The 20,364-nt window shown below is 62.8% G+C and carries 19 protein-coding genes; 6 read left to right on the top strand and 13 right to left on the bottom strand.

Annotated features, from left to right (window positions below):
* Positions 1–74: 74 nt before the first annotated feature.
* The 7 genes from IEV88_RS02325 to IEV88_RS02295 form a co-directional block, all read right to left on the bottom strand.
* Positions 75–2,633, bottom strand: coding sequence for a glycoside hydrolase family 3 protein (locus tag IEV88_RS02325; protein WP_206711319.1), 2,559 nt, complete (start codon positions 2,631–2,633; stop codon positions 75–77).
* A gap of 207 nt (positions 2,634–2,840) precedes the next feature.
* Positions 2,841–4,940 carry a M3 family metallopeptidase gene (locus IEV88_RS02320; protein WP_373291171.1) on the bottom strand — a complete coding sequence of 700 codons (2,100 nt, stop codon included), beginning with the start codon at positions 4,938–4,940 and terminating at the stop codon, positions 2,841–2,843.
* A 210-nt stretch (positions 4,941–5,150) separates the two neighbouring features.
* Complete coding sequence (locus tag IEV88_RS02315) at positions 5,151–6,197, bottom strand: LacI family DNA-binding transcriptional regulator (protein ID WP_188159678.1); 1,047 nt, start codon at positions 6,195–6,197, stop codon at positions 5,151–5,153.
* 109 nt (positions 6,198–6,306) lie between these two features.
* Entirely contained in the window at positions 6,307–6,966 is a 660-nt protein-coding gene (locus IEV88_RS02310) for a YceI family protein (protein WP_188159677.1), read from the bottom strand.
* A 5-nt stretch (positions 6,967–6,971) separates the two neighbouring features.
* Positions 6,972–7,547, bottom strand: coding sequence for a cytochrome b (locus tag IEV88_RS02305; RefSeq protein WP_188159676.1), 576 nt, complete (start codon positions 7,545–7,547; stop codon positions 6,972–6,974).
* A gap of 59 nt (positions 7,548–7,606) precedes the next feature.
* Complete coding sequence (locus IEV88_RS02300) at positions 7,607–8,203, bottom strand: YceI family protein (protein ID WP_188159675.1); 597 nt, start codon at positions 8,201–8,203, stop codon at positions 7,607–7,609.
* A 141-nt stretch (positions 8,204–8,344) separates the two neighbouring features.
* Positions 8,345–9,070, bottom strand: coding sequence for a YceI family protein (locus IEV88_RS02295; protein ID WP_188159674.1), 726 nt, complete (start codon positions 9,068–9,070; stop codon positions 8,345–8,347).
* A 107-nt stretch (positions 9,071–9,177) separates the two neighbouring features.
* Between IEV88_RS02295 and IEV88_RS02290 the strand changes: the two genes are divergently transcribed.
* The gene (locus tag IEV88_RS02290) at positions 9,178–10,407 is read left to right on the top strand and encodes an amino acid aminotransferase (protein ID WP_188159673.1); all 1,230 of its coding nucleotides are present in this window, start codon (positions 9,178–9,180) and stop codon (positions 10,405–10,407) included.
* 5 nt (positions 10,408–10,412) lie between these two features.
* On the opposite strand, the gene IEV88_RS02285 is transcribed toward IEV88_RS02290, so the two are convergent.
* Entirely contained in the window at positions 10,413–11,033 is a 621-nt protein-coding gene (locus tag IEV88_RS02285) for a nitroreductase family protein (protein ID WP_188159672.1), read from the bottom strand.
* Between the two features lie 148 nt (positions 11,034–11,181).
* Between IEV88_RS02285 and IEV88_RS02280 the strand changes: the two genes are divergently transcribed.
* Positions 11,182–11,940: a Crp/Fnr family transcriptional regulator gene (locus IEV88_RS02280; RefSeq protein ID WP_188159671.1), complete on the top strand. Its 759-nt coding sequence runs from the start codon at positions 11,182–11,184 to the stop codon at positions 11,938–11,940.
* On the opposite strand, the gene IEV88_RS02275 is transcribed toward IEV88_RS02280, so the two are convergent.
* The 3 genes from IEV88_RS02275 to IEV88_RS02265 form a co-directional block, all read right to left on the bottom strand.
* Positions 11,941–13,722 carry an AsmA family protein gene (locus IEV88_RS02275; RefSeq protein WP_188159670.1) on the bottom strand — a complete coding sequence of 594 codons (1,782 nt, stop codon included), beginning with the start codon at positions 13,720–13,722 and terminating at the stop codon, positions 11,941–11,943.
* 112 nt (positions 13,723–13,834) lie between these two features.
* Positions 13,835–14,680, bottom strand: coding sequence for a fructosamine kinase family protein (locus IEV88_RS02270; RefSeq protein WP_188159669.1), 846 nt, complete (start codon positions 14,678–14,680; stop codon positions 13,835–13,837).
* A gap of 27 nt (positions 14,681–14,707) precedes the next feature.
* The gene (locus IEV88_RS02265; RefSeq protein WP_188159668.1) at positions 14,708–15,907 is read right to left on the bottom strand and encodes a BaiN/RdsA family NAD(P)/FAD-dependent oxidoreductase; all 1,200 of its coding nucleotides are present in this window, start codon (positions 15,905–15,907) and stop codon (positions 14,708–14,710) included.
* A 386-nt stretch (positions 15,908–16,293) separates the two neighbouring features.
* On the opposite strand from IEV88_RS02265, the gene IEV88_RS02260 reads away from it, so the two are divergent.
* From IEV88_RS02260 to IEV88_RS02250, 3 genes are all read left to right on the top strand, one after another.
* Positions 16,294–16,620: a UrcA family protein gene (locus tag IEV88_RS02260; protein ID WP_188159667.1), complete on the top strand. Its 327-nt coding sequence runs from the start codon at positions 16,294–16,296 to the stop codon at positions 16,618–16,620.
* 91 nt (positions 16,621–16,711) lie between these two features.
* Complete coding sequence (locus tag IEV88_RS02255; RefSeq protein ID WP_188159666.1) at positions 16,712–17,611, top strand: DMT family transporter; 900 nt, start codon at positions 16,712–16,714, stop codon at positions 17,609–17,611.
* Between the two features lie 191 nt (positions 17,612–17,802).
* The gene (locus IEV88_RS02250) at positions 17,803–18,165 is read left to right on the top strand and encodes a YMGG-like glycine zipper-containing protein (protein ID WP_188159665.1); all 363 of its coding nucleotides are present in this window, start codon (positions 17,803–17,805) and stop codon (positions 18,163–18,165) included.
* Positions 18,166–18,260: 95 nt separating this feature from the next.
* On the opposite strand, the gene IEV88_RS02245 is transcribed toward IEV88_RS02250, so the two are convergent.
* Entirely contained in the window at positions 18,261–18,674 is a 414-nt protein-coding gene (locus IEV88_RS02245) for a hypothetical protein (RefSeq protein ID WP_188159664.1), read from the bottom strand.
* A 171-nt stretch (positions 18,675–18,845) separates the two neighbouring features.
* Between IEV88_RS02245 and IEV88_RS02240 the strand changes: the two genes are divergently transcribed.
* Complete coding sequence (locus tag IEV88_RS02240) at positions 18,846–19,325, top strand: DUF3617 domain-containing protein (RefSeq protein WP_188159663.1); 480 nt, start codon at positions 18,846–18,848, stop codon at positions 19,323–19,325.
* A 24-nt stretch (positions 19,326–19,349) separates the two neighbouring features.
* Here IEV88_RS02240 and IEV88_RS02235 read toward each other — a convergent pair whose 3' ends face one another.
* On the bottom strand, positions 19,350–19,931 hold the full coding sequence (locus tag IEV88_RS02235; protein ID WP_188159662.1) for a hypothetical protein: 582 nt from the start codon (positions 19,929–19,931) through the stop codon (positions 19,350–19,352).
* Positions 19,932–20,364 lie beyond the last annotated feature (433 nt).

Genomic DNA, 20,364 nt, shown 5'->3' with positions numbered 1-20,364 from the left:
GGACGGAACACGGCAGTATTAGTCAGCTTCAGAAGGCAGTCAGGCCAGCTTCCCGGTGCAAAGACGGGCCTGCTTTACAAATTGCAATCTGCGTCGCCTCCATTGCTGACAATCTCTGCGGACTGGATCTGCACGGTGAGCGGACCCTCCGATGAAATACCGAACGGCACGGTCACCTTGCTGACATCGAGGCCCGCTTCGGCAAAGCAGCTGAGCTTGACTTGCGATGTCTGCCAGCCGGCGCCGGCGAGGTCCGCGACCTGACCGGAGACGTCGAGGGTCGCGCCGCAATCGGTGCCGCATTCGGTGAACAGCGAGGTGCTGCCTGTCGCATCGCCGGTCACCTGATAGGTGAACTCGACAACCATGTCGCCATTGGTCTGCCGGGTCAGGTCGACCGGCTGACCGGAGATGTAGAAGCGCGCCGGTGCCGTCCAGGTCACGATGCTGGTGTCTTCCTGCGCTTCATAATCGGCGGGGACGACAGAGAGCGAGCCGCTCGGGGTTTCCCCGGTCGAGCCGCTGATCTGGTTTTCACCCTCGCCGTCGGTGATGACCATCCGCCATGGCGAATTGGCGTTGCCGGCAACGATCAGGGTGTTGAGACTGACCAGGGCGGCATCGCCAAGACCGGAGTCTTCGGACAAGTCCCCAATTGTTTCCTCATCGCCATAGGTCAGGCCATAGCCATAGGCAAAGAGCGGATCGTAATCGGCATCGCCGACATTCAACACGTCGTCCACCGCCGTCTTCGGCCAGGAGAAGGAGAGCGTGCCGGTGAAGTCATGGTTCACGCTGCCATCAACTTTGGCCATGAGGACATCGGCAACGCCGACACCTTCCGACCCGGGCAGCCAGGCGGCAACAAAGGCATCGGACGCGTTGATCTCGGGCGAGGTGAACATCGGGCGGCCGGACAGGAAGACCGACACGACCGGAATACCCTCTGCCTGCAGCGCGCGCATGGTTTCGAGCGGACCGTCATCGGTGAAGTCCAGATTGGCACGGTCGCCCTGGAATTCGGCATAGGGGTCTTCGCCAAACACAACGATGGCGACATCGGGTTTGTCGTCAAAACTGCCGTCTTCGGACAGGGTGACACTGCCACCGGCAGCTTCGGCGGCCGCAGCAATGCCGTCATAGATCGACGTTCCGCCCGGGAAGTCGCTGTTCTCATTATCCGTACCCTGCCAGTTGATGGTCCAGCCACCGGACTGCTTGCCGATATTGTCGGCACCGTCACCGGCCATCAGGATGTTCAGGGACGGGTCAAGCGGCAGCGTGCCGTCATTGTTCTTGAGCAGCACGAGCGACTGGCGCACGGCGCGGCGGGCGACCTCGCGGTGCTCGGCACTGCCAAGCAGTTCCCACTGACCCGCATAGGGGCGCTCGGACGGCAGGCCAGCCTCGAACACGCCGGCACGCAGCTTGACGCGCAGGATGCGGGACACGGCCTCGTCGAGACGCTCCATGGAGATGGTTCCGTCCTCGACCTGCGCCAGCGTGTTCTCGTAGAGACCCTTCCAGCTGTCAGGCGCCATGAACATGTCGAGACCGGCGTTGAAGGCCGTGGCACAGGAGATGTTGGTGCAGCCGGCGACCTGGCCGTGACCGTTCCAGTCACCGACGGTGAAGCCATCAAAGCCCATGCGGTCGACGAGAACGTCGGTCAGCAATTCCTTGTAGCCATGCATCTTGCGGCCATGCCAGTCGTTGAACGAGGGCATGACGGTCTGGATGCCCGCCTCTGCGATCGCTGCGGGATAGCCGGCAGCGTGGATATCGCGCAGATCTTCTTCCGAGGCCAGGTTGGAGCCCTGGTCAACGCCGTCTTCCGTTCCGCCGTCGCCGAGGAAATGCTTGGTAGTCGAGATCATGTGCTCGTCGGAAAGGAAGTCATCCGTACCCGGCTGACCCTGGATGCCGATGACGATGCGCGGGGCATATTCGGCAACGATGGCTGGGTCCTCGGAATAGCTTTCATAGGTCCGGCCCCAGCGGTCGTTGCGCACGACCGCGACAGTCGGCGCGAAGGTCCAGTCGAGACCGGTGACCAGCATTTCCCTGGCCGTGATCTCGCCGATCTCTTCCATGATGGCCGGATCGCGCATGGCGCCGAGGCCGATATTGTGCGGGAACAGGGTCGCGCCGACAATGTTGGAATGGCCGTGGACGGCGTCCGTGCCCCAGATCGCCGGAATGCCGACACCGCCATCGGCGGTATCGGTCGAGGCGAGCCAGAACTCGTCGGCCAGCGCCAGCCAGTCTTCAGGAGGCGAGTAATTGTCATTATTGGGGGCGGAACTGCCGCCATTGAGGACCGAGCCGAGATTGTATTCCCGCACCTCTTCCGGGGTGACGGAGGCGATATCGGCCTGGATGACCTGGCCAACTTTTTCCTCGACCGTCATCTGGCTGAGGATGTCCGCGATCCGCGCCTCGATGGCCTCATCGCGGCCAATGGCGGATTGCTGGTCCGGCCAGATTTCCGGATTGACCATCTGATCTGCATCAGATGTCTGCGTTTGCGCCTCGGTGTCGGCGGCAGGCTGTTCGCTGCCGATATTGCTGTCGGCAGGCTGGCTGCAGGCTGCGAGCGTCAACGCCGTACCGGCGAGGAGAATATTCTTCAATGAAAAAGACACAGGTTCCCTTCCCACGTTGTAACTTCAGGATTTTTCCATCCTGTATGTTATCATTCTTTTGTCCATGATTATCATGGCGGCTGACACCGGTGTCAACACATCATGTCATAGGCCTGTTCGCGGGCTGGAGAAAGAGAAAACCCGGCTGACTCGCCGGGTTTTCGTGTAACCGTCTATAACATCAGCAGGCGCTGACTATTCCCCGTCGGGGATCGGGAAACCGCGATCGCGCATGAGGGCATCGACCCGGGCGTCGCGGCCGCGGAACAGGCGATAGGCCTCCGCCGGGTCCATCGAATTGCGCGGAGCGAACAGATATTCGACCAGCTTCTTGGCCATATCGGCGTCGTAATAGCCGCCCGGCGCGTCGGCGAAGGCTTCTGCCGCATCAGCGGTCAGCACCTCGGCCCACATATAACCGTAATAGCCCGCCGAATAGCCTTCCCCGGAGAAGATGTGCCCGAAATGCGGGGAGCGGTGACGCATCGGCAGTTCGTCCGGCATGCCGAGTTCTTCCAGCGTTTCGCGCTCGAAGGCGTCCGGGTCGATGCCGGTCGGATCGACGGTGTGATACTTCATGTCGACGAGCGCCGAGGCGAGATATTCCGTCGTCGCGAAACCCTGGTTGAAGGTCGCGGCGTTCTTGATCTTGGCAACGAGGTCGTCAGGGATCGGTTCACCCGTCTCATGATGAACGAGATAGGTCTCGATCACCGGCTCGGTCAGCAGCCAGCGCTCCAGCAATTGCGACTGGAACTCGGTATAGTCGCGCACGCCGCCATTGAGCGTCGGATAGGCGACATTCGAGGACAGATAATGGAGGGCATGGCCGAACTCGTGGAAGAAGGTCTCCGCATCATCCCACGAAATAAGGACAGGTTCGCCTTCCGCGCCTTCGATGAAGTTGGAATTGTTCGAGGCGAGGACATTGGTCTCGCCATCATAGGTGGTGTAGCTGCGATAGCTCGTCGCCCAGGCGCCCGAGCGCTTTCCCTGGCGGGCGAAAGGATCGAGATACCACAGGCCGACATTCTCGCCGGTCTCGCGGTTCGTGACCTCCCAGACTTTCACATCAGGATGGAAGACAGGGACAGAGCCCTCCTCCACCGGTGTGAAGTCGAAGCCGAACAGCTCGCCTGCGACGAAGAACATCGCCTCGCGCAGCTTGTCGAGCTGGAGATATTGCTTCACTTCGTCCGAGTCGAGATCGTATTTCGCCTTGCGGACTTTTTCCGAATAGAAACGATAGTCCCACGGCTCGATCGTGATGTCAGCGCCTTCCTCGTCGGCAATCGCCTGCATGTCGGCGACCTCTTCCTCGACCCGGGCAATGGCAGCCGGCCAGACGGCAAGCATCAGGTCATAGGCCTGTTCCGGCGTCTTCGCCATGCGGTCTTCCAGGCGCCACTGGGCGTAATTGTCATAGCCGAGAAGGCCGACACGCTCGTTGCGCAGCTGCAGGATCTTCGCGATGATGTCGTTATTGTCGTATTCATCGTCGTTGTCGCCGCGATTGTAGTAGGTCCGCCAGACCGTCTCGCGCAGGTCGCGCTCGGTCGAGAAAGTCAGGAACGGGTCCATCGAGGAGCGGGTGTTGGTGACGGCGTAGTCGCCGGGGCGGCCGCGCTCTTCGGCAGCGGCGGCCATCGACCTGACGAAGCTGTCGGGCAAGCCGCCGAGCTGGTCCCCGGTCAGATAGGTGACGTAATATTCCTCGTCATGCAGAACATTGTTGGAGAAATCCGTGTGCAGAACGGAAAGCTGCTTATTGATCTCCGCATAGCGCGCCTTGCCCTCGGCATCAAGCTCGGCGCCATTGCGCACGAAGCCGTCATAGGTCAGGTCAACGACGCGCTTCTGGTCGTCGCGCAGATCGGCATAACCGTCGCCTTCCCTGACCGCCTTGATGCGCTCGAACAGCGCCTCGTTCTGGGAGATCCTGGTCGAGAATTCAGACAGCTTCGGTGCCATCTCCTGCTGGATCTCGCGGAATTCCGGCGAGGACATGTTGGACGACCAGATACCATAATAGGTGAAAACGCGGTCGAGTTCGCGGCCCGCCCGTTCCAGCGGCACGATCGTATTCTCGAAGGTCGCAGGCTCCGTGCTGGCAGCGATCTCGTCGATTTCGGCAAGCTGCATCGCCATGCCGGCTTCGAGCGCCGGTTTCAGCGCGTCGAGCTGCATCTCGTCAAAGGCCGGAACGCCCTCATAGGGGCCGGTCCATTCTGCGAGCAGCGGATTGGTGTCGGCTTGCGCCATGGGTGTCATCTCTTCCTGTGCACTTGCCGTCATGGGCAGGCCGCCTGCGATCAGCGCGACTGCGAGGGCGGACGCGCCGGTGATCAATCTGGTTTTGAACTTTTTCATGCGAATTCCTTCAGTTATCCCCCCGGAGAATAGTCAAGTGCCATAATATGGCGCGGGCAACGAGACTGCCCAACCCCCTGGAGCGGTGCAACTGCCTTTCGTCGTAACACCAGGACCATTTGTCGTGCCCGCAGACTATTTCGGCGGCGCTGTGGTGCCCCCGACGATCATTCGGGACGACAGGGTCTGGGCACCGCCACCCTCGCCCGCGCCGCGCTGGATACGGGTGATCAGCCGTTCGCCCGCGGCCCGCCCAAGGGCGTCGAGCGGCTGGTTGACGGTGGTCAAGGGCGGCCAGACCATTTTGGCAATCTGCGCCCCGTCAAACCCGGCTACGGAAATGTCGCCAGGCACTTTCAGGCCGTGCTGGTAGAGGCTTGCCATCACCCCGGCGGCCATGTGGTCGTTGCCGGCGAAAATCGCCGTCGGGCGGTCCGGTGAAGCGAGCAGCCGTTCGGTCGCGGCCATGCCGGAGTCGAAGGTAAAATCGCCATCGGCGATCCGGCCGGCCGGCACGTCGAGACCATGGGCCTCCATCTCCGCGAGGAAGCCCTTGTGGCGGCGCAGGGCGGCTCCGTGATGCTTGCGCCCGACGATGAAAGCGATCCTGCGATGGCCGAGCTCGATCAGATGCCGGGTCATCTCGCGCGCCGCGCGCATCTCGTCAATGCGCACATGCAGGACATTGTCGCGCTCCAGCCCGGAAGAGATCAGCACCACCGGCTGACCACTGGCGACGAGGGCATCGACGAGTTGCTCATTGTCCGACAGGGGCGGCATCAGGATGACACCGTCGAGATGGCGCATGCCGAACAGGCCTCCGCCCCGTTCCGCCTCCTGGTCCTGGCCATCGGCGGCTGACACGAGGTCGGCCTTGTCGAGCGGCTCGAGCATCAGGTGGTAGCCATACAGACGGCAGATTTCGAGCACCCCGCCCTGGATGCCGGCCATGTATTCGGAACTCGGATCATCATAGGCGAGCGCGATATTGTAGGAGCGTGACCCGGCAAGGCTGCGCGCGGCAATGTTCGGCTTGAAGCCAAGCGCCCTGACCGCGTCCATTACCTTTTCCTCGGTCAGCGGATTGACGCCTTTTTCGCGGTTGAGCACCCGGGAAACGGTTTTCTTGGATACACCGGCCTGATCTGCGACGGTCTGGATAGTCACCCTTCGGCCGGTCATCGGCATATGCGTTCCTTTTTTAATGCTCCGATGACATTAGTCGGGCATTTTGGCGGGCGAGGCAATGCGTCCGGTCAGCGACAGGCAGCCGGACACAGCATCATCAGCGCTAGCGGCTGGCGGTGATGTCGACGGTGACCGTCACCGGCAGACCGACCCATTTGCCGTCTTCATAGGCACCGGTGCCGACATTGTAGTCGGTGCGGGTCAGTTCCAGCGTGCCGGTGGCCATCGCCGTGTCGCCCTCGATCGTCAGGGTGAAGGGCAGCGTCGCCGGCTGGCTGGTGCCCTTGATCGTCAGGGTGCCGGCCGCTTCATACTGTCCGCCGCCAAGGCTGGTGATCTCGCTCGATTGGAATGTCGCCTCGGGGAATTTCTTCACGGCGAACCAGTCATTGGTCGGCAGGGCGTCATTGCGGTCGGTCGACCCGGCGTCGACCGAGGCCATGTCGATCCGCGCCTCGATCATCGCGCCGGAAAGGTTCTCCGGGTCGAGACGGATATCGGCGCTGAAGCTGTCAAACCGGCCCGTGAATTCCTCGCCCTGCTGCGTCGCGGTGAAGGTGACGGAGGACGCGGCCGGGTCGAGGGTCCAGACGTCAGCGCCCTCGGGAGCTGTGTCTGCTGCCCCGGTCTGCGCCGTGGCTTGCCCGGCTTCCTCCGTCGGGGCGGCTGTTTCCGCATCGCGGATGTCTTCGCTGGCATTGCCGCAGCCGACGACGGCGAGCATGGCAAGGGCGGCAGCGGCATTGGCGAACAAGGATGTCATGGGTCTTATCCTCTTTTGCTCAGTATCGGGATCATGCGGGTCAACACCCCGTCCCGGTTGATGAAATGGTGTTTCAGGGCCGCGCCGACATGCAGCACAAGAAGGCCGATGATGGCGAAAGCCATGATTTCGTGCAGTTCCTTGAAGATGCCTTCCAGCGCCGCATCCTGCGGAATGCCGGGCAGATGCGGCCATGGGACCAGCTTGAAAAGAACCGTCGGCAGGTCATAGGGCGACGCAGAGACCATGAGCCAGCCAGCGAGCGGCACGGCGATGATCAGGAAATAAAATGCGATGTGGGTGAAACGCGCGGCAAGCTTCTCCCAGCCCTTCATCCCGTCCGGCAAGGCTGGGGTCTTGTGTGTCAGACGCCAGCCGAGGCGCGCCAATGACAAGAGCAGCACCATGATGCCGAAGGATTTGTGCCACTGGTAAATCTCGAATTTCCAGGTCGTCGCCGGAAGATTGTGCATGTAAATGCCGCCGGCGAGCTGGCCGATGATCAGGATGGCGATCAGCCAGTGCAGGATGACGGCAACCTTGGTATATCTGTCCGATGGGTCGATCGCTTTGGTCGCCATAACCGTCTCCCTGAAATGGGAAGGTCAGGTGATGACCTTCCCGCTAAAGCCTTTCGTCCTTACTCTGATTTTTCGAGCTCGATCTCGATGATAAGGTCGACTTCGTCACCGACGTAAGGAACATAGGCGTCGACATCGAAATCGGAGCGCAGGACCGTGCCCTTGGCGGAGAAGCCCATTTTCGGGGTATCGCCCTGCATCGTGGTACCGATCTTGTTGAGCGTGACATCGAGGGTCACCGCCTTGGTGATGCCCTTGATCGTCAGGTCCCCGGTCAGCTTGCCGGTCGTCTCCGTTTCCTGGGTCAGGCCGGTGCTGACGAAAGTGATCTCCGGATATGTTTCCGTCTCGAAGAAGTCGGCGGAGTTCAGGTGCTCGTCGAAGCGATCGACGCCGCTGTCGATGCTGGCAGCATCGATGGTGACGTTGACGGTGCTGGCCGTGACATTTTCAGGGTCGTAGCTTACCTCGACGGCAAAATCGTTGAACCGCAGATAGGGGGAGGAATAGCCCTGATGGTCATAGGTGAAGTTGATATAGGCGTGGGCATCATCCTCGACATAGGTGCCCGCCGGCGCCGTATCCTGGGCAAAGGCGGGGGCGAAGGCGAGCGCGCCGGCGACGATGGCGGCGCTGAGGCTGAGGTTTTTCTTCATGGTCGGTCTCCAGTTTTCTCTGGTGAAAGGGATTGATTGTCCGGAAGGGCAGCGTTCCCGCCCTCGCCATTTCATCTAACAATTCGCAAGTCGTAAATTAATTGCCGATTTGGAACCTCATTATTCCATTATTCGGGATAATCAGGCCGGTTTCTCGAATTCGGCCTCAACGATGATGTCGACTTCGTCGCTGACATTCGGGACATAGGCGTCGAGCCCGAAATCCGAGCGCAGCACGGTCGTCCGGCCCGAGAAGCCGAGCTTGTGGACATTGCCGCGTTCCTCGAACCCCGCCTTGTTGATCGTCACGTCCATGGTGACCGGCATGGTCGTGTCCCTGATCGTCAGGTCGCCGGTAAGGATGCCGCTTTCAGGCCCGGTCACTTCCAGCGCGGTGCTGGTAAAGCTGATCTGCGGGTATTCGGCGGTGTTGAAGAAGTCGGATGAATTCAGGTGGGTGTTGAAGTCATCGACGCCGGTATCGACGCTGGTCGCATCGATCGTCACATCGAGGGTCGAATTCTCGGGATTGTCGGCATCCCAGTTCAGATTGGCGTCCCAGTCGCCCCAGCGGACCATCGGGTTGGAAAAGCCGAGATGATTATAGCTGAAGACGATATAGGCATGGCCGTCGTCAGGGGTGTAGGTGCCGCTTTCGGCGACGGCGTAGTCAACGCCAGCCGGCGCCGGAGCCGGGGTCGCCTCCGCATCGGCGTCGGCGACGGCTTCGAGGGAGTCGCCGGTCGCCTCTTCGGTGGCTGCGGCGGAATCGTCAGCGGTTTCAGTGGTTTCGGGCTCGTTGCCGCAGGCTGCGAGCAGCAAGCCCAGCGCCAGGAGAGAGCAAGTCGATCTGTTGATAAGAGGCATGGGATTTTCCTTCGTTCCGGTCAGGTAAAGGACTTAGCGCGAGTCCGGCGGTCTTCCAGAGCAAACGGCGATCTTCACAATAATATCATCGAAGAAGGAGCCCAGTATTGATCGGATCGCAGAAAAGAGGCTATGGCGATTCCATGTTCGAAAAGCTGACCCATTATCGCGACGACGTCATCGAGAGCATTTTCCGGCGCTGCGCGGCGGACACCCGGCCCGGGGCGATGAACCTGTCGATCGGCGTTTTCCGCGACCGCCACGGCACTGCGCCGTTGATGAGCGCCGTGCGCAAGGCCGAAACGGACATCGTCGCCCGGCAGGACACGAAAGCCTATGTCGGCCCGCTGGGTAACGCTGGCTATGCAAGGGCGATCGAGGAACTGGTGCTTGGCACGGATCATCCGGTGCTGGACAGCGGGCGCCTGAAAACGGCGCAGACCCCGGGCGCCGGGGCGGCACTGCGCGTGGCCGCAGAGATGATCCGCGACCTGGCGCCCGGCACGACGATCTGGTTCAGCGATCCGGTGTGGCTGCATCAGGTCGATTTCTTCACCCGCGCCGGGCTCAAAGTCGCCTATCACCCCTATTATGACTGGCAGACCGGCACGCTCGATTTCGAGGCGATGCTGGCCGGCCTCAGAGAGGCTGCGCCCGGTGACGTCCTCGTCATCCACGCCGCCTGCCACAATCCCACGGGCGCGGATCTGTCACCCGGGCAGTGGCGTGTACTGACCGACTTCTGCCTCGAGCAACGGCTCCTCCCCCTCGTCGACAGCGCCTATCAGGGCTATGGCGACGGGCTCGATGCGGACGCAGCGGGCCTGCGCCACATGGCGGCGCATATGCCGGAGATGATGATCGCGGTTTCGTCCTCGAAATCGTTCGCCGTCTATCGCGACCGCGTCGGGGCGCTGCTGCTGCTGCACCCTGAGGGCGGGCGGGCGGCAGAGGAAGCATGGCTGCATATGGGCGATCTGATCCGCGGGCTTTATTTCATGCCGCCCGACCTCGGCGCCGCCGTCATTACCCGCATCCTGACGGATGCCGCGCTCAAGGCCGAGTGGCAGGGCGAGCTCGAAACGGCAAGAACCCGCGTCAAGCGGCTGAGGCAGCTGACAGTGGACCATTTCGCCGAGACCCTGCCCGGTTTCGACAGCCGCTATATGCTGCACCAGAGGGGCATGTTCTCCTGTCTGCCGGTCAGCGACCAGCAGCGCCTGCGTCTGGAACGGGACGAGGCGGTCTATCTGATGCCGTCGGGCCGGCTGAACTTCGCGGCGCTGAGCGAAGACAGGATACCGCGGCTTGCCGAGGCTCTCAAAGCGATCTGGTAATCGCGTCAGCCGCCCTGCCAGTGGGTGGTAATATCGGCCGCCTCGACGCGCGGACGCTCCAGCGGGTCTTCCTTCGCCGTCCCAAGATAGATGAAGCCGGCGATGCGCTCTTCCTGCGCCAGGCCAAAGGCTGCCAGAACCTCGCGATCATAGGCGTACCACTCGGTCAGCCATTGCCCCGCAAAGCCGGACGCGCTCGCGCCCAACAGCATGTTGTGGCAGACAGCGCCGCAGCACAGGACCTGCTCCCATTCCGGCGTCTTGTGGGCAGGATCCGTTTTCGCGACCACGGCCACGACGACAGGCGCCCGCAGGAAGCGCTGCTGCTCCAGCGCCAGCGACGCCGCGTCCGCACCGGGATTCTGGTTGCCGTACATAGTCGACAGGATGCTGCCTGCCCGGCCCCGGGCCTCGCCCGCGAAAACGATGAAACGATAGGGCACGACCCGGCGGTGATCGGGCACCCGCGAGGCGATCTCCAAAATGTCATCAAGCTGCGCCGGGGACGGGCCGGGTTCCGTCATCATCGCGACAGTCGTCGAGCGGCGCTTTCCAAGCATGGAGAGGATAGCATTATCCGGATGGCTCGCTGGCAAAGGATCGCCCAGAACGGGTTTTTCTTTCATAAAGATGGCCACTTTCTTAACTTAAATTAGTGTCGTCAGAACGTTTTTACAGTTTAACGGACGTCTTTAATCTATCTTAATGGCAAAATTCGCCAATTGTTCGATACCTGACCGCTGACATCCCCAATCACCTTCATAGGAATAAACGGTGCGAACAAAAAGAGGCGAAAGCCCCCTAGCCACGCTGGCCGGGAAATACCTGACACTGGACGAGGATGAACGGGAGCTCCTTGGATCACTAACGCACGAACCGCGCCGCATAGCCCGCAATAGCGAGGTGGTGCGCGAGGGCAAGGCGGCGGACAATCTGTTCGTCGTGCGGTCCGGCTGGTTGCTGTCCTATACGATCATGCCCGACGGACGCCGTCAGGTGCTTCAGGTTCACCTGCCCGGCGATATCATCGGCTTTTGCGACATGCCGTTGCCGAGCTTTACCTACGAGCTGAAATCGCTGACCGATTGCAGTCTGGGCCTGCTGACGCGCGACCGCGTCAACCATATCTTCCATACAACACCGAGGCTGACAGGTTTCCTGTTCAGCCTGATGATGGTCGACCAGAAAACCCATACCGACCGGTTGCGCGTATTGGGCAGGATGAATGCGCGCGATCGCGTCATCCATTTCCTGCTCTCCGTTCTCGTCAGGCTGCGGCTGACGGACGAGGCAGAGGGCGACGTGTTCGATTTCCCGCTCACCCAGTTCGATCTGGCCGATGCGGTGGGTCTGACCAATGTTTCGGTCAGCAATGCGCTGAGCAGCCTTCAGGAACAGGGCATCGTGAAGCGCTCCTCGGGCAGGATGCAGATCCTCGATGAAGCGTATATGCGCGAGGCTGTCAGCTTTACCAACCGGTTCGAGAGCATCGACATCAGCTGGTTTCCCTACCTCCAGGCATCCAGAGCCTGATCACTGCCCGCCTGGTAGAGCATTGCCCGACCGGGCGCGATCAAGAAGCGAGCGGCATGGCACATCCTTGCCATCGCCGGTCTCGAAAAACGGTAATGCCGCCAGCGGTCCGGCCACCGCGCCCAGCAGACCGGCGAACAGTACCTGCGCCGCGCCTCCGCCGGCATCGACAGTGATGGACGGGTCGCGCCAGCTGCCACCGACGGTGATATCACCCATGAGCGTTCCCCACGAGAAATCCTTGGCATCCGCTTTCACGGCGAGATCGAGCGTCTCATTGCGCAGGTTAACAGTGCCATCGACAATGATGACCGAGTCCTCCGTGTCCGCAACAATTGGATCCGCCGTGCCGATCCCGTCGCTGATGTCGAGGCTGGCGACGAGGCATGGCGCCTCGACATAGACGGGGTCGTCCCGGTCCTGCCCCGCGAGGGTGACCAGCGCCTCGCCGATATCCAGCCCTGCCGCCTCGATCGGGACCGCGGCCAGGCGCGCGCCTTCGGCCCAGAAGCTAACCGACCCGTCGGCATTGCCGAAGGCCGTGCGGAAGTCGCTGCCGGCCAGCGCGAGATCGAGACGGCCCTGTAACTTGCCGCGGGCCATACGGTCAGGCACGATGCTCTCGAGGTCGAGATCGTCGAACCTGCCACTGAGGTCGCTCTCGGCCGGTTGCTCGCGCCCATTGACCGTGCCGGACAGGGACATCTGCCCGTCGACCATGCTCGCGGTGAATTCCTCGATCGTCAGCAGGCTGTTCTCGATCGCCAGGTCGAGATTGAAGGCCGAGATCGTGAACGGGGCATCGACCACGCTGGCGGCGGTGTAACGCACATCGGCATCGACGATCGAAAGTCGGCTGAAATCGATACTCGCATCGGGAATGAAGCGGGTGCTCTGCTGGTACCGGGCATTGGCGGTTTCCTGGGCCTCGTTCAGCGCCGCGCCATCCTCATTGACACTCGGCAGACCAATGATGACGCCGAGATCATCGAAATCGAGCGTTTCCGACGACAGGTCGGCCTCGATCAGCGGTCGTGGCTCCCGGAAATGGACTGTCAGTGCACCGCCAATATCGCTGTCACCGATCTCGCCGGAAATACCGGTCAGGTCCCAATTGTCGGCATTGACCGAGAGGCGGCCATTCAGGGTGAAGGGCGGCACGTCCGGCGCGGCGATACCGAGAGCTTCCGCCACGGTTGCGAGGTTCGGGCCTTCGACGGTGGCGTCGCCTGCGATCGTCTCGACCCGGGCGAGCTTTCCGTCGCCGCGGAAATAGACCCGGCCATCGCCGGCCACGGCATCGAGCGAAAGAGTGCCCCCGCGCAGGGAGCCGCTGCCCTCGACAATCCGGAAACGGCTTGTCGCATAAGCACGGCGGATGATGACGTCGATGCCCGAGAGCGAGACCTCGTCGATATAGCTTTCGTAATCGGTACTCATCGATCCGCCCCCGGTGCGGTCGATGATGACGGTTCCGCTGGCCGCGGTAGCAGACCCCACCATGGCGATGCCCGGGAGAAAACCAAACCAGTTCGGACGCAAGTCGATGGAGCCGGCCTGCAGCCGGTCAGCGACATCAATCTCGCGGATGGCATAGACGGGCCCGTCTTCCCAGGTCAGCCAGGCCGCGCCGATGCTGGTTTCATGACCCGTGACCCAGCCGACCAGCCGCTCCGTGACAGGGGTCATGATCCCGGGCCGCGTTGTCGCACCGATGAGGACCGCGATCACGAGGATCACTGTCGCGGTAACCGCCAGCACTGTGTAACGGGTAGACTGCATATAGCCGATCAAACACCCGGTTACCCCCGTCGTTCCCGCGCTTCATGCGGGCGAAAGCCCGAGACTGCGGATGCCCCGGCAGGTCAGGCCGGCCGACACTGCAGCGCCGCCCTCAGGTCAACCGCCGCAGGATCGACCGGACCTGGCCGAGATAGCCGCCGCCGAACAGGCGCACATGGACGAGCAGCGGGTAGAGATTATAGAGATCGCGGCGGATTTCGACGAAGCCTGGCCGGATCGCATGGTGTTCGCCATAGCGGCGGAAGAACCGGTCCCCCACCGTGCCGAACAGGGTCATGAAGGCAAGCTCGATCTCCGGGTCGGCGTAATAGATCGCCGGGTCGATGAAGCCGGAGAGGCCTTCCGTCCCACACAGCACATTGCCGCCCCACAGATCGCCATGGATCAGCGTTGGCGGTGCCGGATCGGGGATCAGATCGTCGAGCCGGTCACAGACCCGCTCCAGACGGGACAGGACGCCCTCATCCATGCGCCCCTCCTCCAGCGCCTTGCGGCCCATATGCAGCAGCCGGTGTTCGGCAAAAAAGCCGCGCCAGTCGTCGCTCTGCGTGTTGGGCTGGGGCAGCGGCCCGATCACCGTGTCGCGCTCGAGCCCGTAGCGCGCGGCCTTGACCCGGTGCAGCGATGCGACGGCGTCGGCGACCTCCTCCTCGCAGGCCGGGCTCATCAGCCCGCCGGAGGGCAGATGGTCCATGATCAGGAGGCGATCGCCGGCGTGATAAACAACGGGAACCGGAAAGTCGGCATGTTCCGCCAGATAGCGAAGCATCCAGCCTTCCAGGTCGAGGCCGGAGAATTTGCCCTGCGCTTCCTTCGCAACGAGATCGCCGCCGCCTTCCAGCCGCAACCGCGTCAGCGTCGTGCCGCTGCCGGAGGTGCCGGCGCCGAGGCTCTCTGTACTGATGATCCTGTCGTCGACAAAGGGCTGATAGTCCATGATGGCTGCTCCCCTGGTTTCGGTGTGTCAGCTTTCTTTCGCCGCGGCAATCGCCGTCCCTGCGGCCCAGCCGGACGACCAGGCCCACTGGAAATTATAACCGCCAAGCCAGCCGGTCACATCAACGACCTCGCCGATGAAATAAAGGCCCGGCACATCGCGCGCCATCATTGTCTGCGAACTCAGCGCCTCTGTCGAGACGCCGCCGACGGTCACCTCCGCCGTGCGATAGCCCTCGGTCCCGGCGGGCTTCAGCGTCCAGGCGGAAAGCAGATCGGCGATTGCCTGCAGCTTCCTGTCCGAGTAATCGGCGATATTGCCGGAAACGCCGGCAAGGCCGGCCATGTATTGCCCCAGGCGCCGCGGCAGGATGTCTGCAATGACCGCGGCGATGTCACGCCTGCCGTTGCTCATGCGGATTGCGCGGAGCTTGCCAAGGAAATCAGTGCCCGGCATCAGGGTAACGCGGATCGTCTCCCCGTCTCGCCAGTAGGATGATGCCTGAAGAACTGCCGGACCGGACAGGCCGCGATGGGTGAACAGCATCGCCTCCTCGAAGGCCGTCCTGTCGGTCGTCACCCGTGCATCGCAGGCGACTCCGGCCATCGGCTTGAAATCCTGCATCGCCGTCTCGTCGAAGGTGAAGGGTACGAGCCCGGCGCGGGTCGGCGTGACGGCGATGCCGAACTGGCGCGCGACATCGTAGCCGAAGCGGGTCGCGCCCATTTTCGGGATCGACAATCCGCCGGTGGCAATGACGAGGTTGCGGCAGGTCACCTCGCCCTGCCGATCACCGGAAAGGGTCAGGCGGAACCCGCTCTCGGTTTTCTCGATGCTGTCGACAGCCGTGCGCAGCGCCAGCCTTGCCCCCGCCCTCTCCATCTCGGTGATCAGCAGGGAGACGATCTGTTTGGAGGAATCATCGCAGAAAAGCTGGCCCAGCGTCTTTTCGTGCCAGGCAATGCCATGGCTGGCGACGAGGCCGATGAAGTCCCATTGTGTATAGCGTTTCAGCGCCGACTTGGCGAAATGCGGATTGCCGGAGATGAAATTGTCCGGCCCGGCATGGATGTTGGTGAAATTGCAGCGTCCGCCGCCGGAGATGCGAATCTTCTCGCCAGGTGCCCTGGCATGGTCGATCACCAGCGTGTCGCCGCCCGCATGGGCAGCGCACATCATGCCGGCGGCACCGGCGCCGATGATAATCGTCGAAAAATGCGATGTCATACGAACGACCTAGCCCGAACCATGCCTCGTGTCAGCCAGTGAATGCATGACAGTCCCGCCGGGAACCGGATTTGTGAACCTCCGGTGACGCTTTGCTACTTTCTCGCGTCCGCACGGCCAAACCGGAGATCAAACGCCATCCAAAAGAGGTAACCGGCACAGTTATGCCAGACCAATACTCGTGACCGGAAATAAAACCCATCAGTGTCAAGACCGGCGTATGACAAACGGATATACCGTATGCGACATATCCGTGAATTCTTCGTGAAACCCGATAAAACGCGATTGACCTGTTTCGCGGACGCGCCTACCCAGCGCGCCATGGGGCGGGAGTTGATCCGTACCCTGTAACCGATTTCCTGATACGCATATTACTGGAGAGACCCATGCGCTTCACCCTGACCCTCGCTGCCCTCGCAGCCACCGCCCTGACCGCAATCGCCCCGGCCAATGCCGGCTCGAGCGCCGAATACAAGATCACCGTAGACAGCTATGACCTGACATCGGCTCGCGGCACCGAGCGTGCCTATGCCAGCATTGAGCGCCAGGTGCGCCGTTTCTGCGAACAGTCCGGCCGCCGCACGCTGACCCAGCTCAATGAAGAGACCCGTTGCAAGACCGAGCTCATGGCAGATGTCATCGCCCGGATCGACCAACAGCCGCTGACAGCCTTCCACCGTGCCGGTAACACGCAGCGCTTCAGCAACAATTGATCGCCGAATTCCCTGCTATTGCGAAAAGGCGCCCTCGACCGGGGGCGCCTTTTTCGTTGTCCAGACGGGGCGATTGCCGCCATGGTCCGGCATGTCCCATACCGTTCTCAGGATTGCCGGTCTCAGGATTGCCGGTCTCACCATCGTCGCGATGATTGCCTTTGCCGCCAATTCGGTGCTTGCGCGTCTCGCCTTAGGCGACAATGCGATCGGCCCGTGGAGCTATACGCTGCTGCGGCTTCTGAGCGGCGCGGCCGTTCTCGCGGTGATCGCAGGCTTGCGCCTCGGCCCGGCGGCCCTGCGCAAGGGGAACTGGGCGGGCGGTGTCGCGCTGCTGGCCTATGCCGGGCTGTTCTCGCTTGCCTATCGGGCGCTGGGCGCCGCGGCGGGCGCGCTGATCCTGTTCGCCTTCGTGCAACTGACCATGCTCGGGTGGGGGCTGAAACAGGGCGAGCGGCTGAGCGCGGTGCAGGCCTGCGGGCTGGTGCTGGCGGTCGGTGCCCTGACCTGGTTGCTGGTCCCCGGCGTCATCGCGGCGGACTATGGCGGTCCGGTGTCGCCGCCAGCCTGGGCCAGTGTAGCCATGGCCGTGTCCGGCATCGCCTGGGGCGCTTATTCGCTGATCGGACGCGGGGCGGTGACGCCGACCGCAGTGACAGCGGGAAATTTCTGGCGCGCATCCCTTATCGCCCTGCCCCTCAGCCTGCCTGTTTTCCTGCTCTTGCCGGAAACGGGGCCAGGCGCTCTCGGCATCGTTTGCGCCATTGCCTCCGGCGCGATCGCCTCGGGCCTTGGCTATGCGGTCTGGTACGCCGCCCTGCCCGGCCTGAAGGCAATGCAGGCCGGTATCGCCCAGCTGAGCGTGCCGGCCATCGCTGCGGCGGGTGGCATCGCCTTCCTCGCCGAGCCGCTGACCTGGCGCTTTGCGATCGCCACGGCGCTGGTCCTGACCGGGGTCGCCCTTGCCACGCTGGCGAAACGGCGAGGCTGACCAACCGCCAACGCTGACGCCGCAGGTCCGCCGTACACGGTTACAATTCTTTCACCTCTGCAGTTTGGCGATTTTTGCCGGAACGGTATCGGCCACAGCCTGTTGTCCCGTCATAAGCCCGGCGCGGGAAGAATGATCCGATTCCGCGACGGCATTGATACGCCAGCAGAGCAATGAAAGCAGGTTCAGCAATGACACGGTTCACCAGATCCCATATCGCCATCGCCGCAGCATCGACCGCGGCCCTCGCCGCAGCCGGGTGTCAGAACATGACGCCGGCCCAGCGCAATGCCGCCATCGGTACCGGTGTCGGCGCCGCAGCAGGCGCAGCCGTTGCCGATGACGACGCAACCGGCGCGCTTGTCGGCGGGGCGCTCGGTGCCGCCGTCGGCGCCTATACCGGCTGCCGCCAGCAAGGCGGTTGCTATGTCGGCGGCGACCGCGTCGCCAGCAATGACGACCGCTATTACGACCAGAGCGCGGGGCGCTATTACTATGTCGACGAGCGCACCGGCAACACCTATTGGGCCAATGGCGAAGTGCGTACGCGCTAGGTCCCCCTTACCCCCGATGCTTATGTATTTCCCTCCCGCATAAGCACCACCTGACCCGGGCGCCAGGACGGTGCCCCGGGTCTTTTTGTGTGCCCTCAACCGCCCAGGGCGAAGCCGGTCAGGCACAGGGCACCGCCCTGGCCGCGCTTGTGCTCCGGCGTGATCTTGAGGTCGTGGGCGCGCGCCATGACGAGGATCTGCACCTGCTCTGCCGACAGGTCGCGGCCCGGACAGGTCGACCCGCCCCATGTATAGTCCAGCGTACCGGTGCCGACGAAATCGAGCGTCACCGTGCCGCGATATTTGGCGAAATTGTCGGAGCCCTGGCCGCTGAGATAGATCGAGGTGATCGTGCCGCGCTGATAGGGGCTCTGCGCCGGTTCGCCGGCCTGCACGCTCAGCCGGGCGCTGGACGGAGTGAGCTGGTCAGTCTGGGCATGGGCTTGAAGGGTCGCCGGTAGCGTTGTGGCGAGCATGGCGGCAAGGGTCGTCAGGATAATACGTTTCATCGGTCTCTCTCCTTCTGAATGCGCGAGAGTATGCGCGCAAAAGGGTTTTGCGGCAATCTGGCGGCGCGGCGGCGCGCTGCGCTGCAGCAACTCCCCGGAACGGGTGATTGACGCAGCGCGTGTGATGGCGGAACTCTGTGTGCCGATAATGCACGCAAGAGAGAGAAATCCATGACCGCAACCCACAGAGCGACGACCCTGTCCATGATAGCCGCCCTGATGATGGCGGGCACAGTGCTGGTCGCCCATGCCGCCCAGGAGCGCCTGACGGCGCCCCAGATCAAGGCGGGCAAGTGGGAGATGAGCATCGTCGTCTCACAGTCCTCGACGAGCGGCGATGTGACGACCCAGATGCCGGAACAGACCAATACCTCCAGCCAGTGCATCTCGAAGGACAACGCCGTTCTGTACCCGGAGTTCTTCCTCGGTGCCGGCTGCAGCTTTACCGATGTCAGCTATACCGAGACCGGTATGAGCGCCGGCGCCGCCTGCACCAGTGCCGGCGCGACCCTGACCGGCTTCCTGTCGGCGACGATCCGCGACAAGGGCGACACGATCACCAGCTACGCCTATCTCGGCGGCGCGATCACCGAAACCGTCGCGGTGTCGACGGGGATCGATACGACGGCGACCTATAAGGGCGGGTGCTGAGACCTGCCTGCCTGCCCGCTCGCCTTACGGGCCGCAGGTCCAGTCGCCGGACCAGCTGCGTTGCGCGCCATCGCCGCGCATGGCGGTGAGCGTCGCGTCCTGATCGGTGCCCTCATGCGCTGCCCGGTCCGGCGAGGTCGGGTCGATGGTGACGGTAAGGCCGCGCCCGGCAAAGGTGGTGCCGCGGCGCATGCCGTCGAAACCGTCGGCCGTGCTGGCGGTCAGCCTTTCGACAACATCGCCGATCTTGACCATGCCCTGGCTGCGCTCGTCCACCCCGGCAAAGCCCATGCCGATGAACAGCGGTGCCGCGCCGCCTGCTTGCGTGAAGGCACAGCCAAGCTCGCCCTGCAGCGTCAGCGAGTGCATATCGGCGCGGGTCAGCGGCGACAGGACCAGGTCGGAGCCGTCGCCGCCTTGCGTGTTTGAGGACGCGGTACCCGGGGATGGGTCATCGGGACCGGTCGAATCGTCAGCGGCGCGCTCCTGCATTTGTACGGGATCGGCCTGGGTGGCGCGCGGATCGGCATCGGCCTCGTCGCGGTCGCCGGAACAGGCGGCAACAAGGGCGATGGCAGCGGCGCCGGCGAGCAATAAGCGGGTCATGGGAAATCCTCCTGGTGGGTCAGGAGGAAACAGCTGCACGGGGGGATGGTTCGTCACCGTCTTCGCTGCCGGACATGCGAATATCACCGCCAGGCATTGCCTGCGGTGTTGAAAACCGTCCGTCTTCGCCCTGCGGGCTATGACGAGACATGGAGGGGGCCCGTGTGCAGCGGCCATCGCCTCAAAATAATAAAAATGACTGGCATAGCTCTCGCTACACACGGCGGCGATCGATGCGGGGCCAAAGTGCATGGCTCCCCCGTCCCGGGGCCACCCGGGATCGCCGTCCGGACGGACGATGCAAAGCTGTACACACCCTCCAGTGCCATCCGGAACCTGATACGTCCCGCCCTCGCCCGCAGGTTACGGGAGACGGAACGCCCCGGCCGGATCCTCACCCGGCCTGGAAATCGTTATAAGGGCAATCGCGGGC

It is taken from the genome of Aquisalinus flavus, assembly GCF_014640095.1.
Taxonomy (GTDB): Bacteria; Pseudomonadota; Alphaproteobacteria; order Caulobacterales; family Parvularculaceae; genus Aquisalinus; species Aquisalinus flavus.
Note: the sequence above shows the minus strand (reverse complement) of the source record. Positions and strands in the feature narration are given on the sequence as shown.

What these genes read in the sequence shown, in the direction of transcription:
- IEV88_RS02260 (WP_188159667.1), top strand. Translation starts at nt 16,294, where the DNA reads ATGCGCTTCACCCTGACCCTCGCTGCCCTCGCAGCCACCGCCCTGACC.
- IEV88_RS02285 (WP_188159672.1), bottom strand. Translation starts at nt 11,033, where the DNA reads ATGAAAGAAAAACCCGTTCTGGGCGATCCTTTGCCAGCGAGCCATCCG.
- IEV88_RS02265 (WP_188159668.1), bottom strand. Translation starts at nt 15,907, where the DNA reads ATGACATCGCATTTTTCGACGATTATCATCGGCGCCGGTGCCGCCGGC.
- IEV88_RS02275 (WP_188159670.1), bottom strand. Translation starts at nt 13,722, where the DNA reads ATGCAGTCTACCCGTTACACAGTGCTGGCGGTTACCGCGACAGTGATC.
- IEV88_RS02240 (WP_188159663.1), top strand. Translation starts at nt 18,846, where the DNA reads ATGACCGCAACCCACAGAGCGACGACCCTGTCCATGATAGCCGCCCTG.
- IEV88_RS02250 (WP_188159665.1), top strand. Translation starts at nt 17,803, where the DNA reads ATGACACGGTTCACCAGATCCCATATCGCCATCGCCGCAGCATCGACC.
- IEV88_RS02300 (WP_188159675.1), bottom strand. Translation starts at nt 8,203, where the DNA reads ATGAAGAAAAACCTCAGCCTCAGCGCCGCCATCGTCGCCGGCGCGCTC.
- IEV88_RS02255 (WP_188159666.1), top strand. Translation starts at nt 16,712, where the DNA reads ATGTCCCATACCGTTCTCAGGATTGCCGGTCTCAGGATTGCCGGTCTC.
- IEV88_RS02305 (WP_188159676.1), bottom strand. Translation starts at nt 7,547, where the DNA reads ATGGCGACCAAAGCGATCGACCCATCGGACAGATATACCAAGGTTGCC.
- IEV88_RS02315 (WP_188159678.1), bottom strand. Translation starts at nt 6,197, where the DNA reads ATGACCGGCCGAAGGGTGACTATCCAGACCGTCGCAGATCAGGCCGGT.
- IEV88_RS02320 (WP_373291171.1), bottom strand. Translation starts at nt 4,940, where the DNA reads ATGACGGCAAGTGCACAGGAAGAGATGACACCCATGGCGCAAGCCGAC.
- IEV88_RS02270 (WP_188159669.1), bottom strand. Translation starts at nt 14,680, where the DNA reads ATGGACTATCAGCCCTTTGTCGACGACAGGATCATCAGTACAGAGAGC.
- IEV88_RS02295 (WP_188159674.1), bottom strand. Translation starts at nt 9,070, where the DNA reads ATGCCTCTTATCAACAGATCGACTTGCTCTCTCCTGGCGCTGGGCTTG.
- IEV88_RS02310 (WP_188159677.1), bottom strand. Translation starts at nt 6,966, where the DNA reads ATGACATCCTTGTTCGCCAATGCCGCTGCCGCCCTTGCCATGCTCGCC.
- IEV88_RS02235 (WP_188159662.1), bottom strand. Translation starts at nt 19,931, where the DNA reads ATGACCCGCTTATTGCTCGCCGGCGCCGCTGCCATCGCCCTTGTTGCC.
- IEV88_RS02245 (WP_188159664.1), bottom strand. Translation starts at nt 18,674, where the DNA reads ATGAAACGTATTATCCTGACGACCCTTGCCGCCATGCTCGCCACAACG.